At 68.1% G+C, this 13,924-nt stretch carries 15 protein-coding genes; 6 read left to right on the plus strand and 9 right to left on the minus strand.

The annotated features are described in order from the left end of the window. Positions 1-69: 69 nt before the first annotated feature. Complete coding sequence (locus G5B31_RS08970) at positions 70-867, minus strand: DUF6473 family protein (protein ID WP_165016322.1); 798 nt, start codon at positions 865-867, stop codon at positions 70-72. Between the two features lie 161 nt (positions 868-1,028). Here G5B31_RS08970 and G5B31_RS08975 point away from each other — a divergent pair, with 161 nt between their 5' ends. Next, a complete protein-coding gene (locus G5B31_RS08975; RefSeq protein WP_165016325.1) occupies positions 1,029-1,904 on the plus strand; it encodes a 3-hydroxybutyryl-CoA dehydrogenase in 876 nt (291 codons plus the stop codon). Positions 1,905-1,959: 55 nt separating this feature from the next. On the opposite strand, the gene G5B31_RS08980 is transcribed toward G5B31_RS08975, so the two are convergent. From G5B31_RS08980 to G5B31_RS09010, 7 genes are read right to left on the minus strand one after another with little or no spacing between them, the layout of a single operon-like run. After that, entirely contained in the window at positions 1,960-2,838 is an 879-nt protein-coding gene (locus tag G5B31_RS08980) for a lysophospholipid acyltransferase family protein (protein WP_346763898.1), read from the minus strand. A 50-nt stretch (positions 2,839-2,888) separates the two neighbouring features. Next, complete coding sequence (locus G5B31_RS08985; protein ID WP_165016328.1) at positions 2,889-3,158, minus strand: HPr family phosphocarrier protein; 270 nt, start codon at positions 3,156-3,158, stop codon at positions 2,889-2,891. A 9-nt stretch (positions 3,159-3,167) separates the two neighbouring features. After that, on the minus strand, positions 3,168-3,563 hold the full coding sequence (locus G5B31_RS08990) for a PTS sugar transporter subunit IIA (RefSeq protein WP_165016331.1): 396 nt from the start codon (positions 3,561-3,563) through the stop codon (positions 3,168-3,170). Further along, on the minus strand, positions 3,560-4,495 hold the full coding sequence (gene rapZ / locus G5B31_RS08995) for an RNase adapter RapZ (protein WP_240904354.1): 936 nt from the start codon (positions 4,493-4,495) through the stop codon (positions 3,560-3,562). The genes G5B31_RS08990 and rapZ overlap by 4 nt, the downstream gene beginning before the upstream one ends. Before the next feature lie 7 nt (positions 4,496-4,502). After that, positions 4,503-4,952 (minus strand): HPr kinase/phosphorylase, encoded by a 450-nt coding sequence (locus tag G5B31_RS09000; protein WP_165016334.1) that lies wholly within the window; start codon positions 4,950-4,952, stop codon positions 4,503-4,505. Then, a complete protein-coding gene (locus G5B31_RS09005; protein ID WP_165016337.1) occupies positions 4,949-6,646 on the minus strand; it encodes a sensor histidine kinase in 1,698 nt (565 codons plus the stop codon). Before G5B31_RS09005 ends, G5B31_RS09000 begins: the two co-directional genes overlap by 4 nt. 17 nt (positions 6,647-6,663) lie before the next feature. Further along, positions 6,664-7,365 (minus strand): response regulator transcription factor, encoded by a 702-nt coding sequence (locus G5B31_RS09010; protein ID WP_165016340.1) that lies wholly within the window; start codon positions 7,363-7,365, stop codon positions 6,664-6,666. Between the two features lie 346 nt (positions 7,366-7,711). Between G5B31_RS09010 and G5B31_RS09015 the strand changes: the two genes are divergently transcribed. After that, positions 7,712-9,310, plus strand: a complete 1,599-nt coding sequence (locus G5B31_RS09015; protein ID WP_165016344.1) for a phosphoenolpyruvate carboxykinase — start codon at positions 7,712-7,714, stop codon at positions 9,308-9,310. A gap of 292 nt (positions 9,311-9,602) precedes the next feature. Here G5B31_RS09015 and G5B31_RS09020 read toward each other — a convergent pair whose 3' ends face one another. Beyond that, positions 9,603-10,370 (minus strand): sulfite exporter TauE/SafE family protein, encoded by a 768-nt coding sequence (locus G5B31_RS09020; RefSeq protein ID WP_240904355.1) that lies wholly within the window; start codon positions 10,368-10,370, stop codon positions 9,603-9,605. A 115-nt stretch (positions 10,371-10,485) separates the two neighbouring features. Here G5B31_RS09020 and G5B31_RS09025 point away from each other — a divergent pair, with 115 nt between their 5' ends. The 4 genes from G5B31_RS09025 (at position 10,486) to G5B31_RS09040 (ending at position 13,764) form a co-directional block, all read left to right on the plus strand. Next, on the plus strand, positions 10,486-11,004 hold the full coding sequence (locus G5B31_RS09025) for a DUF3859 domain-containing protein (RefSeq protein ID WP_165016347.1): 519 nt from the start codon (positions 10,486-10,488) through the stop codon (positions 11,002-11,004). An 8-nt stretch (positions 11,005-11,012) separates the two neighbouring features. Further along, entirely contained in the window at positions 11,013-11,546 is a 534-nt protein-coding gene (locus tag G5B31_RS09030) for a DUF3859 domain-containing protein (protein ID WP_165016350.1), read from the plus strand. A gap of 109 nt (positions 11,547-11,655) precedes the next feature. Then, positions 11,656-13,332 (plus strand): acyl-CoA dehydrogenase family protein, encoded by a 1,677-nt coding sequence (locus G5B31_RS09035; protein WP_165016353.1) that lies wholly within the window; start codon positions 11,656-11,658, stop codon positions 13,330-13,332. Between the two features lie 48 nt (positions 13,333-13,380). Beyond that, positions 13,381-13,764, plus strand: coding sequence for an META domain-containing protein (locus G5B31_RS09040; protein WP_165016356.1), 384 nt, complete (start codon positions 13,381-13,383; stop codon positions 13,762-13,764). Positions 13,765-13,924: the final 160 nt, after the last annotated feature.

A 13,924-nucleotide genomic window follows, 5' to 3' on the forward strand; every position in this document is an offset into this window, starting at 1 on the left:
CCTCCAAGCTGTAAGCAAAAGCAGGCCGAAAGGCCCGGAACGGGCGCCCTTCGGGCGCCCGTTGCCGTTTCAGAGCAGCGCCTCGATCACCGGCAGCAGCGCCTCTGCCGCCTCCCGATGCGCCGCGGCGCCCGGCAGGTCGCGCGCCGCCGCCTCGTCCGCCGGGCAGAACCGCATCGCCCGCACCCCCTCGGCCCGCGCCGCCGGGCTGGCCACCACCTCCACGCAGGCCGAGGCCAGCGGCTTCAGCGCTTCCACCATGCCGCGGTCGACCAGACCGGGACCGGCCTCCGATCCGCCGCCCATCCACAGCAGCACCCGCCGCCGCGGCAGCCGCTGCAGCAGTGCCTGCATCCGCTGCAGCCACAGCGCCTTCATCTCTGCGGCAATCGGAGCGAAACGCTCCTCCCCCTTGCCGGCCAGCACGGCGATCAGGTGGCGGGTGAAGTGGATCTCGGTGAAATCCACCTCGCGGTAGAGCGAACGCAAGAGCGGCGTCGCGGCGATGAAACGGTCGTTCCGCCGCGGATGCACCGTGTAATAGCGGTTGGTCAGGTTCTGCGCCCCGGTGACCTGCACCACCGCCAGATGCGCCGCCGCCGCCACCTCCAGCGCGGCGCGGTCGGCCAGATAGACATCCGGCCCGGCGTTCTGGCAGCCGAGGTTGGCGACCGGAATCCCCAAAGCCTCTTCCACCAGCGCCGGGAAGGGCGCGATGACGAAGCGGCCATAGGTCTCGGACCCGCCCAGCATGGCGATGTATTCGCCGGTCAGGTCCCGCCTCGGACCGCGGAACGCCAGCCGCGACGCCCCGTAATGACATGGAAAATAGTCGAGCGCCCCGTCGCCCGGTTGCACGAAAGCCATCACAGCCACCCATTCCGTCTCACACCCGCCTCCAGACTGCGGGACAAGGCTTTCCAAAGGACTAAACCGCGGCCTTTCCCGACAAGTCGAAGCAGATTCCCCGGCCTTGCCCTGCCCCTGCCGCTTCCTTAAGGTCTGGCCCGACACATCAGGGGGCAGGCATGGACATTCGGACGGTCGGGATCGTCGGGGCGGGGCAGATGGGCAACGGCATCGCCCATGTCTTCGCGCTTGCGGGCTATGACGTGCTGCTGAACGACATCAGCGACGAAGGTCTGAAGAAGGCCATGGCCACCATCGAGAAGAACCTCGACCGCCAGGTCGGCCGCGGCAAGATCACCGCCGAGGAGAAGGCCGCCGCCCTGGGGCGCATCCGCACCACGATGAAGCTTGCCGACCTCGGCCCGACCGACCTGATCATCGAGGCCGCAACCGAGCGCGAGACGGTGAAGCAGGCGATCTTCGACGACCTGCTGCCGCATCTGAAGCCGACGACGATCCTGACCTCGAACACCTCCTCGATCTCGATCACCCGGCTGGCCTCGCGCACCGACCGCCCGGAAAAGTTCATGGGCTTCCACTTCATGAACCCGGTGCCGGTGATGCAGCTGGTGGAACTGATCCGCGGCATCGCCACCGACAACGAGACCTGGGACAGCCTGCACGAGGTGGTGCGTCGGCTCGGCAAGACCGCCGCCAGCGCCGAGGATTTCCCCGCCTTCATCGTCAACCGCATCCTGATGCCGATGATCAACGAGGCGGTCTATACGCTTTACGAGGGCGTGGGGTCGGTCAAGAGCATCGACGAATCGCTGAAGCTGGGGGCCAACCATCCGATGGGGCCGCTGGAACTGGCGGATTTCATCGGGCTGGACACCTGCCTCGCCATCATGAACGTGCTGCACGAAGGACTGGCGGATACCAAATACCGGCCCTGCCCGCTCTTGACGAAATATGTCGAGGCCGGCTGGCTGGGCCGCAAGACCCAGCGGGGCTTCTACGACTACCGCGGCGAAACCCCGGTTCCCACCCGCTGACGATCCTTCGCCGAAGGATCGTGTTTTTACGATTTTTCGGCGAAAAATCGGGCCGCTAGCGCCCCAGCGACAACGTATGGTCCCGCAACCAGGCCAGGAACCCGCGCGGGTTGCCGTCCCATTTCTTCAACTCCTCCGCCGGGATCGGCTGGCCGATCACCGGGCGCTGCGGCTTGAACAGCGACCGCTTGATCTCGTAGAGCAGCAGGCCCTGCCGCAGGGTGTCCGAAATCCGGTTGGCGATCTGGAAGGCGCGGCTGTTCTGGCCGGGGAAGAAGATCGGCAGGATCGTCGCGCCCGAGGATTTGACGATCTTGTGCGTGAAGACGTTCCATTCCGCCTCCACCGCCGGGCCGAACCAGGTTTCGCTCATCGCCACCTTGCCGGCCGGGAAGACGATGATCGCCCCGCCCGCCTTCAGGTGCTTCATCGTCTCGTCCCGCATCTTCAGGCCAAGCTCGCGGGCATTCTCCTCATGCGGGAAGGGCACCGGGATCATGAATTCCTCGACCTCGGGGATGCCGGTCAGCAGGCTGCGGGTCAGGATCTTGAAGTCGGACCGGACGCGGTTGACCATCTCGGCCATCACCATGCCGTCCACCAGGCCCGAAGGGTGGTTGGCCACCACCACCAGCGCGCCGGTCTTCGGGATGCGGGCGATTTCCTCGGCCGGCGTGTCGATGCGGATGCCCATGTGGCGGATCGCCTTGGGCCAGAACGGCGCGCCGAAGGGGGCGCCGGACTTCTCGAAGCTGCGGATCAGCCGCAGCAGCTGCACCTTGGCGGTCAGCCATTCGATGGCGCGGATGGTGCCGGCCTTGAACGGATTCGTGAAGGTGCCGGCATAGGACAGCCGCCGCATGTCGTATTGCCGCTCGGGCCGCGCGGGAGGCAGCTCTGCCGCCTCGGGGGCGATCTGGCTCTGGTCGGTCACGCGGCGGTGGTCCCTGGCGTCAGGCCCGGCGGGGCGCGGGGCTTCTCCGCTCAATAATCCTCTCCGAAGCGGGCCGCAACAAGGGCCTCCAGCGCATCGGCGAGTTTCTCCGCTTCCGGGCCGCTGGTGACGACATCGACCGAGGTCCCGCGCGAGGCGCCCAGCATCAGGAGGCCCATGATCGAATCACCCGAGACCTCCATCCCGTCCTTCGCCACCATGGCGCGGGCGTCATGCGCCTCCACCACCTCGACGAAGCGGGCCGAGGCCCGGGCGTGCAGGCCCTTCTCGTTGACGATGCGCAAGCTGCGGCTGGTCATCGCGCCCCCTCAGGCCCCGCCGCCCAGATCGAGGCTGTTGATATACTTGCGCCCGGCGTCCAGCGCGGCCGAGACCGCATCCGGCACCGCCATGTCGCGCGACTTCGCCAGCTTGATCAGCATCGGCAGGTTGGCGCCGTAGAGGATTCGCCGGCCCGAGGCGGCGCAGGCCGGCAAGGACAGGTTCGACGGGCTGCCGCCGAACATGTCGGTGACCACCACCACGCCCTGGCCCTGGTCGACCGAGGCGGCGGCGGCCATGATCTCGGCCTGCTTGGCGGCGCGGTCGTGGTCGTCCTCGATGGCGATGGCGCGCACCCCGTCCTGCTTGCCGACGACATGTTCGACCGCGGAAAGATATTCCCGCGCCAGGCCACCATGGGCGACGATGACGATCCCGATCAAACCGCAGACACCTTGTCAGCTGGAGGGTGTGCCACCCCCTTGCGTTCCAGTTCCCGATGCCGTTTTGACACCGGCCAGCCCGCTTCCGCAAGGGCTGCCCCCAGCATTTCCGCTACGGCAACCGATCGGTGTTGCCCTCCGGTGCAGCCGAAGCCGATCGAGAGATGCGCCTTGCCCTCCTCCAGATGCGCGGGAAGCAGCATCAAGAGCAGGTCGCGCAACCTGCGGAAGAATTCGTCGAATCGCGGGTCGGCGCGGACGAAGGCCGCCACCGCCGGGTCGCGGCCGTCCAGCGGGCGCAAGGTAGGGTCCCAATGCGGGTTGGACAGGAAGCGGCAGTCGAAGATCATGTCGACGCCGCGCGGGACCCCGCGCTTGTAGCTGAAACTCTGCACCGAGACCGCCAGCCGCCCATCGGTATGGGCATCGAACCAGCGGGCGATTTCCGCCTTCAGGTCGTGCGGCGACAGGTCGGTGGTGTCGATCAGGTGGTCCGCCCTGACCCGGATCGGCGCCAGCAGGTCGATCTCGCGACCGATGCCTTCGGTCGGGGTTTCGGCCGGGGCCAGCGGATGGCGGCGGCGGGTTTCCGAGAAGCGGCGGATCAGTTCGCCCGGCGCGCAGTCCAGATACAGCACCTCCAGCGCCACCCGCGGATCGCGGGTCAAGCTGTCGATCAGCTCGATCAGCGCCGTCGCATTGAAATCCCGGTTGCGGGCGTCCAGCCCCAGGGCGATGGGGCGGCCGAGCGGCGGCCCCTCCAGCAGCCGCGGCACCAGGCTCAGCGGGATGTTGTCGATGCCCTCGTAGCCCAAGTCCTCCAGCACATGGATCGCCGTCGACCGCCCGGCGCCGGAGGGGCCGGTGATCAGCACCAGTCGGTGCTCCTGCATCGGGTCGGGGATCGGGCCTTTCATCGGGTCGGGGATCATCTGCGCGTCAGTCCTGCCTGTCCCCCTGAAGATAGAGGAACAGGGCGGCAGGGAAATGGTCATTCTGCACCCGCAGCACAAGCGGCAGGCGGCATCCCAGTATCGTAATGCCGCGGCGGGGGGGCAAGCGCTGATCCTCCTCCTGTGCCAGATCTGCCACCAGCGCCACCCGGGCCCGATCCACCGGATCGGCCCGCAGGAGGCCCACGCCCCGCGCCTCGATCAGCCCGCGGATCGCCGGCGAGGGGCAGCGGGCCGCCAGCCCCTCCGCCTCCGCCACCACTTCGGTGCGGTCGTCCGATACCAGCCTTGCGCCAAGCGCCATCAGTTGCAGCGCCAGCGCCGACTTGCCGGCGCCGGAAGGGCCGGTGATCAGCAGCCCGCGGCCGTTCAAAGCCACGCAGCTGGCGTGCAGGATCAGGCTTTCGCCGGGGCCAGCCGCGGCCGGCCCGTTCAAATCGGCAAGCCCACCACGAAGCGGGCGCCCAGCGGTTCGCTGGTCACGTCGGCCGCGGTGGGGCGGATGTTCTCGGCCCAGATCACCCCGCCATGCGCCTCGACGATCTGCTTCGAGATCGACAGGCCCAGGCCGGAGTTGTTGCCGAAATGGGTGGGCGGGCGGTCGGAGTAGAAGCGCTTGAACACCTTGGTCAGCGCCTGTTCCGGGATGCCGGGGCCGGTGTCTTCCACCACCACCAGCACCCGGTTGTCGCGCCGCCGGGCCCAGACCCGCACCGCGTCGCCCTCTTCGCAGAAGGAGATCGCATTGGTGATCAGGTTGACGAAGACCTGGGCCAGCCGCGCCTCCAGCCCGCGGATCAGGATCGGCTCGGCCGGCAGGTCGGTGATGAAGTCCACCCCCTTCTCCGCCGCCTGGTTGCCCAGGTGCTGGCCCAGGGTGGAGAGGGTCTTGATGAGGTTGAATTCCTCTTCCTCTTCCTTGACCAGTTCGCTGTCCAGCCGCGAGGCGTTGGAGATGTCGCTGACCAGCCGGTCCAGCCGCCGCACGTCATGCTCGATCACGTCCAGGAGCTTCTCGCGGTGCTCCTCCTTCTTGACGAAGCGCAGCGAGCCGACCGCCGAGCGCAGGCTGGCCAGCGGGTTCTTGATCTCATGCGCCACATCGGCCGCGAACTGTTCGTTGGCGTCGATGCGGTCGTAAAGCGCCGCCACCATGCCGCGCATGGCGACCGACAGCCGGCCGATCTCGTCCGGCCGCGCCGCCAGGTCGGGGATGCGGACGCGACCGGGGTTCACCTTGCGCGCGTCGCGGTCGCGGCCGATCTCGGCCGCCGTCGCCAGGTCCGACAGCGGATTGGCGATGGTCGAGGCCAGCACCAGCGAAAGCCCGATCGACACCAGCAGCGCCACCACGAACATCTGCAGGATCTGCTCGCGCTCGTAGCGCACCAGCCGGTCGATCTCGCCCTCGGCCGAGGTCAGGGCGACCACGCCCATCACCTCGCCGGCCGACCACACCGGGGTGCCGACGGCGAACAGGGTGCCGCCGTCCTGCCCCTGGCCGGTATGCGACCCGGTGGCGCCGGCACGGGCGCCGGGGAAGACCTCGCGCGCCAGCGCCATGCCGTCGATCTCTTGGGCGGGCTGCGCGCCGAAGGACAGCACGCCGGAGACGGTGTTCCAGACCGCGTTCAGGAAATCGGTGATGACGGTGGAGCGCACGCCGCCGGGCGTCTCGCCGGGGGTCGGCTCGGGGCCGGTGCGGCTGGCCAGCAGCCCGCCGTTCGGGTCGAAGACATAGACCTCCACCCCGGCGCCGAGCTTCACCTCCTGCAACGCCGCGGCATAGTCGAAGCCGGGCGCGGCCGGATGCAGCTGCACCTCGAACACCTCGGCGATCAGCTCCGCCTCTCGGATCAGCCCGGCCTCTCGCTGCAGGACCAGGCTGTCGCGGAACGGGTTCAGGAACAGCACCCCGGCGACCAGGATCACCAGCGCCATCAAGTTGAAGATGATGATCTTGCGCGCCAGCGGACTGCGGTTCAGCGCGACGAGGCCGGATTTCGACCGCGTCTCGCGCAACTCCTCGGCCGTGCTGTCGGGCGAGACCCAGTCCTCGCCCAGAAGCACCTCGCCGGTCTTCCTGGGGCGCGTGTCATCCATCATGATGCGCGGCGCTACTATTGCCATTCAGGACACCCCGGCCGTCACTCTTCGTTGTAGCGATAGCCGATGCCATAAAGCGTCTCGATGGCGGCGAAATCGTCGTCGACCGAGCGCATCTTCTTGCGCAGCCGCTTGATGTGGCTGTCGATGGTGCGGTCGTCGACATAGACCTGATCGTCATAGGCCACGTCCATCAGCTGGTCCCGGGACTTCACGAAGCCCGGCCGCTGCGCCAGCGCCTGCAGCAGCAGGAATTCGGTGACGGTCAGCGAGACATCCTTGCCCTTCCAGCTGACCGAATGGCGCAGCGGGTCCATCCGCAGGCTGCCGCGCTCCATGATCTTGTTTTCCTCGGCCACCGGCACCTCTCCGGTGGCGATCGCCTCCTGCCGGCGCAGCAGCGCGCGGATGCGTTCGACCAGCAGCCGCTGCGAGAAGGGCTTCTTCACATAGTCGTCGGCGCCCATGCGCAGGCCCAGGACCTCGTCGATCTCGTCGTCCTTCGAGGTCAGGAAGATCACCGGCATGGTGGTCTTCTGCCGCAGCCGCTGCAGCAGGTCCATCCCGTCCATCCGCGGCATCTTGATGTCCAGGACCGCCATGTCGGGCAGGCGGCGGTTGAAGGCATCGAGCGCGGATTGCCCGTCGTTGTAGGTTTCCACCTCGAAGCCCTCGGCTTCGAGCGTCATCGAGACGGACGTCAGGATGTTCCTGTCGTCGTCCACAAGGGCGATCCTCGACATGTCGTTATTTCCTGCTCTGGTTATGTTTTTTCGCCATTCTCCGCATTTCGGGACCGGGAAGCAACATAAAAGCGAATCACCCCGGGGTCCGGCGCCTTCAGGAAAGCCGAAATTTCCGAAGCAATGGCTAATTTGTCTCACCTTTCCGGGAGGACCGCAATTGGTTGCGCTAACCTCTGCTTGGTTGCGCTAACTCTGCGATTGCCTCCTGTTCCCGAGGGATTTCCGCATGTTATATCCCTGTGACGGACAGGCCCAACCGGCCGGTCCCGGCACCCATTGGCCCGGGTGTCCCTTCATCACGACGAAATCGCCGCCCCAGGCGCGGCACTCGGGAGCTTGCAGGATGAACATCGGTCGCGTGAACCCCAACCGGACTTTGGACGCCCAGGGCATCGTCGGGGCGGGTTCCGTCCATTACAACCTGATCGAACCCGCCCTGGTCGAAGAGGCAGTGAAGCGCGGCGAGGGCCGGCTCGGCCGCGGCGGCGCCTTCCTCTGCACCACCGGCCAGTTCACCGGCCGCTCGCCCAAGGACAAGTTCGTCGTCCGCACCCCCTCGGTGGAAAACACCATCTGGTGGGAGAACAACGCCCCGATGGCGCCCGAGGCCTTCGCCCGGCTGAAGGCCGACATGCTGGAGCATATCAAGGGCCGCGAGCTGTTCGTGCAGGACCTGTTCGCCGGCGCCGACCCGGTCCACCGCGTCGACGTGCGGATGGTGACGGAACTGGCCTGGCACGGCCTCTTCATCCGCCACCTGCTGCGCCGTCCCTCGCGGGCGGAACTGGACACCTTCGAGCCGGAATGGACGATCATCAACGTGCCCTCCTTCAAGGCCGATCCGGCCCGGCACGGCTGCCGCACCGACACGGTGATCGCGCTGAACTTCGACGAGAAGACGGTGCTGATCGCCAACACCGAATATGCCGGCGAGAACAAGAAATCGGTCTTCACCATCCTGAACTACGTCCTGCCGGGCAAGGGCGTGATGGCGATGCATTGCAGCGCCAACCACGCCATCGGCAACCCGGTCGATGCCGCGGTGTTCTTCGGCCTCTCCGGCACCGGCAAGACCACGCTCTCCGCCTCGCCCGACCGCACCCTGATCGGCGATGACGAACACGGCTGGTCCGACCGCGGCATCTTCAACTTCGAGGGCGGCTGCTACGCCAAGACCATCGACCTGTCGCCCGAGGCGGAGCCCGAGATCTACGCCACCACCCACCGCTTCGGCACCGTGGTCGAGAACATGGTCTTCGACCCCGAGACGCTGGAACTGGATTTCGCCGACCGCTCGCTGACCGAGAACACCCGCTGCGCCTATCCGCTGGAGGCGATCTCCAACGCCTCGGCCACCGGGCTCGGCGGCCATCCGAAGCATGTGGTGATGCTGACCTGCGACGCCTTCGGGGTGCTGCCGCCGATCGCGCGGCTGTCGCCGGCGCAGGCGATGTATCACTTCCTGTCGGGCTTCACCTCCAAGGCCGCCGGCACCGAACGCGGCATCACCGAGCCGCAGCCCACCTTCTCCACCTGCTTCGGCGCCCCCTTCATGCCGCGCCGGCCCGAGGTCTACGGCAAGCTCTTGCAGGAGAAGATCCTGAAGAACGGCGCCTCCTGCTGGCTGGTGAACACCGGCTGGACCGGCGGCGCCTACGGCACCGGCAAGCGGATGCCGATCAAAGCCACCCGCGCGCTGCTGACCGCGGCGCTGGACGGGTCGCTGAACGGGGTGGAGTTCCGCAAGGACCCCAACTTCGGCTTCGAGGTGCCGGTGGCGCTGGCCGGCGTGGACGCGAAACTGCTGAACCCGCGCGAGACCTGGGCCGACAAGGCCGCCTATGACGCGCAGGCGCGGAAACTTGTCGAGATGTTCTCGAAGAACTTCGGCCAGTATGTCCCCTACATCGACGAGGACGTGAAGGCCGCCGCCATCGGCTGACCTTTTCCCGCGGCGACCAGATCGAGCGCCCGGACGGCCAAGGCCGCCCGGGCGCAAGTCTTTCGTCTCGCCTCTGCGCCTTTCAGGCGCAACCGGCTCGGACGTGCGCGCCGCGCGGGGATATTTAGGGGCAGGTGAAAGGGAAGAAGCGCTCTTCTTCAAATTCACCTGCCACAAATATCCTCAGGGGGTTTGGGGGCAGAATGCCCCCATCAGGCGACGCCAGCCGCGAGCGACTCCGCCAGCCAAAACGATAAGGAATGCGGCGGCAGCCGCGCAATTCGGCAGCCGGTCACATGAAGGCCTGCCGCAGCAGGTTCAGCCCGGTCAGCACCAGCAAGCCTTGCGTCCAGCGCCGGAACAGCGCCTGGTCCAGCCGGTCCTGCACCCGGTAGCCGAGCTGCATCCCGATCATCGCCGGCAGCACCAGCGCGGCCGAGAAGGCCAGCCGCTCGGGGCTGGCGATCCCGGTTCCCAGATGCGCCGCCAGCAGCGCCACCGCGCCGATCAGGAAGACCACGCCCTGCGCCCGCACCATCTCGGTCTTCGCCACCCCGGTCGACAGCAGGAAGACCAGCAGCGGCGGCCCCCAGATGCCCGAGACCCCACCGTAAAGCCCGCCGATCACCCCCAGCAGCCACTCCGCCCCGTTGCGGTGCCGCAGCGGCAGCGCCAGCGGCACCCCGGCCAGCTGCACCGCCGCAAAGGCAGTCACCGGCACCCCCAGCAGCAGCAGGTAGCCCACCCGCGGGATATCCGCGAAGACCTGCGCCGAGACCACGATGAACACCGCCATGCCGATCAGGAAGCGGCGGTATTTCGCCACCGTCCGCAGCGCCTCGGCCCCGCCCTGCCGGAAGGACTGCGACAGGTTGGTGGCCAGACCCGGCAGCATCAGCCCGACCAGCGCCAGTTCGGGCGGCAGGAAAGCCGAGAAGGCCGAGATCAGGATCAGCGGCATGGCGAAGCCCACCGCGCCCTTGACGAAGCCCGCCAGCAGCGTCACCGCCATCGCCGTCCAGAAGGCGAGGGGCGTCAGCCCCGCCATCACCGCATCCATCCCGGGCCCTCCCCCGCCGCCGTTCTGGCAGCCCGCCCGGAAAAGTGAAAGCCCCCGCGGTTGACGCCGCCCGCGCGCCGCGCTTTCATTCCGGCTCCCAGCCGGTCAGAGTGCCATGTCCCCTATCCTCCGCCTCGCCCTCGCCTTCTGCCTCGCCGCCCCGGCGGCGCTGGCCGACCCGGCCGCCCCCGCACTGTCGCCGGGCATCCGGCTGGTCGATTACGGCATCTATTGCGAGACCGAATCCGTCGGCACCACCCCGGCGCCGGAAACCTCGCTCGGCTATATCGACACCCTGCCCGGCGTGCCGCAGATGATCTACCGCCAGCAGACCATCCCGGCGCGGCTCGGCACCTCCTTCGGCGTGGTGATCGAGGCCGACCGCCCCATCCCCGGTGTGCGGATCGAGACCTGGAAGCCCGGCGCCGCCCGGGCCGAGACCTGGTATGACGACATCTTCGCCGACACCCCGCAGATGCGCGGCTTCGCCTTCGACTACCCCGAGGAGATCATCCTCGGCACCTGGCGGATGGAGGCCTGGGAAGGCGACACCATGCTCTACAGCGTGGAATTCGAGGTCCAGCCGGCCGAGAAGCTGCCGGGCATCTCCTCCGACTGCAACCTGATGTCGTGAGGACCCCGATGCGCCTTGCCCTGGCCCTGACGCTGCTGGCCTGTCCCGCCCTCGCCGCCCCCGTCTTCGCCGCCCCGGCCGAGCCGCAGGCCGCGGCCGAAGTGGCGCGGCTGGAGGTCGGCGTCTTCTGCGCCCTGCAGGCGATGGACCGGATGCCGGCGCCCGGCACCGCCTCGGGCTGGATTCATGTTCCCACCACCGAGATCACCTTCCACTGGCCGGACCGCCAGGTGGTTCCGGCCGCGCTCGGCCTCGCCTTCGGTGTCCGCGCCACCGGCGCCCCCGGCTTCGCCACCACCGACCGGGCCGAGGTCCGGGTCACCCGCCCCGGCGGGCTGGCGCCCGAGGTCTGGTCCAGCGGCATCAGCGACGCCGGCGCCGCGCTGTCCTTCTTCCGCTTCGACACCGCGGACGAGCTGGTCCCCGGCCTCTGGACCTTCGAGGCCTGGGACGGCGAGGCGCTGCTCTACCGCGTCGAATTCGAGGTCGTCCCCGCCGCGGCGGTGCCGGAGATCGTCGACGCCTGCGGCGCCACCTCCTGACGGCCGGGACATTTTCGGTCCGATCCGGGATTGACGACGAAAGGATATTGCGCTGCGGTTGCGAAGGTCCTATTTCTTCGCAACCGCAGAATCTTCCCGGAGCCAGACCATGCCGCATGATGGCCAGCCGATGCCCGCCCCGCATGACGCAGCCCCGCTGCTTCCCGACCTGCGCGGCCTGACCGCCGCCGCCCTGCCGCAGGTGGAGGCTCTTTTCGCCAATGCCCGCAAGGTCCTGCGTGGCCGGGTTACCCGCGACGGCAAGGTCTCCAATGCGGCGATGGAGGCCCACCAGTCCGCCGCCCATGCCCTTTCGTGGCTGGCGACCTATGTCGAGGCGCTGCGGCAGCTGGACGCCTGGGCCGGGCGGCTGGACGCGGCCGGTGCCTTCGGCGAGATGGAGGCGCTGATCCTGCAGATCGGGGTCAGTGAATACCTCGCCCAGATCGCCGGCGGCATCCCGATGAGCCAGGGCGAGATCGCCCGCCTCTCGGACCTCGGCACCGCCTGGACGCCCGAAGGCCCCGCCGTCACCCTGATCGCCGAAGGCAACGCCCCCGCCGCCCGCGCCCGCCTCGTCGCGCTGATGCGCGACAATCACGGCCGCGCCACCTTCGGCGCCACCGGGCTGGACGAGGAACTGGAGATGATCCGCGACCAGTTCCGCCGCTATGCGGACGAGAAGGTCATCCCCTTCGCCCATGACTGGCACCTGAAGGACGAGTTGATCCCGATGGAGGTCATCCGCGAACTGGCGGAAATGGGCGTCTTCGGCCTGACCATCCCCGAGGACTTCGGCGGCTTCGGCCTGTCGAAGGCCAGCATGGTGGTGGTCTCCGAGGAACTCAGCCGCGGCTATATCGGCGTCGGCTCCCTCGGCACCCGCTCCGAGATCGCCGCGGAATTGATCCTCTGCGGCGGCACGCCTGAGCAGAAGGCGCACTGGCTGCCGAAGCTCGCCTCCGGGGAAATCCTGCCGACCGCGGTCTTCACCGAGCCGAACACCGGGTCGGACCTCGGCTCCTTGCGCACCCGCGCGGTGCGGACCGAGGAGGGATGGGAGATCACCGGCAACAAGACCTGGATCACCCATGCCGCGCGCACCCACGTGATGACGCTTCTCGCCCGCACCGACCCAGACACCACCGACTGGCGCGGCCTCAGCATGTTCCTGGCCGAAAAGACCCCCGGCACCGATGCCGACCCCTTCCCCACCCCCGGCATGACCGGGGGAGAGATCGAGGTCCTCGGCTACCGCGGCATGAAGGAATACGAACTGGCCTTCGACGGCTTCAAGGTGAAGGCGGAAAACCTGCTGGGCGGCATCCCCGGCCAGGGCTTCAAGCAGCTGATGCAGACCTTCGAGTCGGCCCGCATCCAGACCGGCGCCCGCGCCATCGGCGTGGCGCAGTCGGCACTGGAGACCGGGATGCAATATGCCGAAGACCGCAGGCAGTTCGGCAAGCCGCTGATCGACTTCCCCCGCATCGCCTGGAAACTCGCCATGATGGCGGTGGAGATCATGATCGCCCGCCAGTTGACCTATCACTCGGCCTGGCAGAAGGACCACGACAAGCGCTGCGACCTGGAGGCCGGGATGGCCAAGCTGCTTGGCGCCCGCGTCGCCTGGGCGGCGGCGGACAATGCGCTGCAGATCCACGGCGGCAACGGCTTCGCGCTGGAATACCGCATCAGCCGCATCCTCTGCGACGCCCGCATCCTGAACATCTTCGAGGGCGCGGCGGAGATCCAGGCGCAGGTCATCGCCCGCCGCCTGCTGGATTGACGCGAAGGGCGCGGCGCGGCACCCTTCCGGCATATCCCGGAGGTCCCGATGCGCCGCGCCCTTCTCGCCCTGCCCCTTGCCCTGCTGGCCTGTGTCCAGACGCCGGAGTTAAGGCCCTATCCCTGGAAGCTGGTCTCCATCGGCGGCAAGCCCTTCGCCGCCACCGCCACCTTCGCGCTGGACGAAAGCGGCAAGCGCGTCTCGGGCCAGGCCCCGTGCAACACATGGTCGGGGCGGATCGTCACCACTCCCTCGCCCGAATGGGCCATCCGCGACGTGGTCTCCACCGAGATGGCCTGCCCCGACCTCGCCGCCGAGCAGGAGTTCTACGCCGGCCTCGCCCGCGCCACCCATATGGCCGTGGGCATCGGCTACCTGCGGCTGACGGACACCAAAGGCTTCACCATGGAATTCGTGCCGCTGGCGCCGTGAGGCTGCGGCAGTATCGGCCGGGCTTATTGCCGCGGGCGGGAACAGGCGAGGCACTGCCTCGCCCCCGCCCGTGCGGGACATATCACCCGGAGACCTGTCAGCACGAAACAAGTGAGGCCAGCGCCCGACCCGGCGGGCGAGAAGCGCCTGGCCCAAGGGC

Origin of the sequence: Rhodobacter sp. SGA-6-6 (assembly GCF_011043545.1) — a bacterium.
Taxonomy (GTDB): domain Bacteria; phylum Pseudomonadota; class Alphaproteobacteria; order Rhodobacterales; family Rhodobacteraceae; genus Pseudogemmobacter.

Excerpts from the sequence above, each read along its gene's own strand:
- G5B31_RS09030 (WP_165016350.1), top strand. The coding sequence starts at position 11,013 with ATGCGCCTTGCCCTGGCCCTGACGCTGCTGGCCTGTCCCGCCCTCGCC.
- G5B31_RS09010 (WP_165016340.1), bottom strand. The coding sequence starts at position 7,365 with ATGTCGAGGATCGCCCTTGTGGACGACGACAGGAACATCCTGACGTCC.
- G5B31_RS09040 (WP_165016356.1), top strand. The coding sequence starts at position 13,381 with ATGCGCCGCGCCCTTCTCGCCCTGCCCCTTGCCCTGCTGGCCTGTGTC.
- G5B31_RS09005 (WP_165016337.1), bottom strand. The coding sequence starts at position 6,646 with ATGGCAATAGTAGCGCCGCGCATCATGATGGATGACACGCGCCCCAGG.
- G5B31_RS09035 (WP_165016353.1), top strand. The coding sequence starts at position 11,656 with ATGCCGCATGATGGCCAGCCGATGCCCGCCCCGCATGACGCAGCCCCG.
- G5B31_RS09020 (WP_240904355.1), bottom strand. The coding sequence starts at position 10,370 with ATGGATGCGGTGATGGCGGGGCTGACGCCCCTCGCCTTCTGGACGGCG.
- G5B31_RS08975 (WP_165016325.1), top strand. The coding sequence starts at position 1,029 with ATGGACATTCGGACGGTCGGGATCGTCGGGGCGGGGCAGATGGGCAAC.
- G5B31_RS09025 (WP_165016347.1), top strand. The coding sequence starts at position 10,486 with ATGTCCCCTATCCTCCGCCTCGCCCTCGCCTTCTGCCTCGCCGCCCCG.
- G5B31_RS09015 (WP_165016344.1), top strand. The coding sequence starts at position 7,712 with ATGAACATCGGTCGCGTGAACCCCAACCGGACTTTGGACGCCCAGGGC.
- rapZ (WP_240904354.1), bottom strand. The coding sequence starts at position 4,495 with ATGATCCCCGACCCGATGAAAGGCCCGATCCCCGACCCGATGCAGGAG.
- G5B31_RS08985 (WP_165016328.1), bottom strand. The coding sequence starts at position 3,158 with ATGACCAGCCGCAGCTTGCGCATCGTCAACGAGAAGGGCCTGCACGCC.
- G5B31_RS08970 (WP_165016322.1), bottom strand. The coding sequence starts at position 867 with ATGGCTTTCGTGCAACCGGGCGACGGGGCGCTCGACTATTTTCCATGT.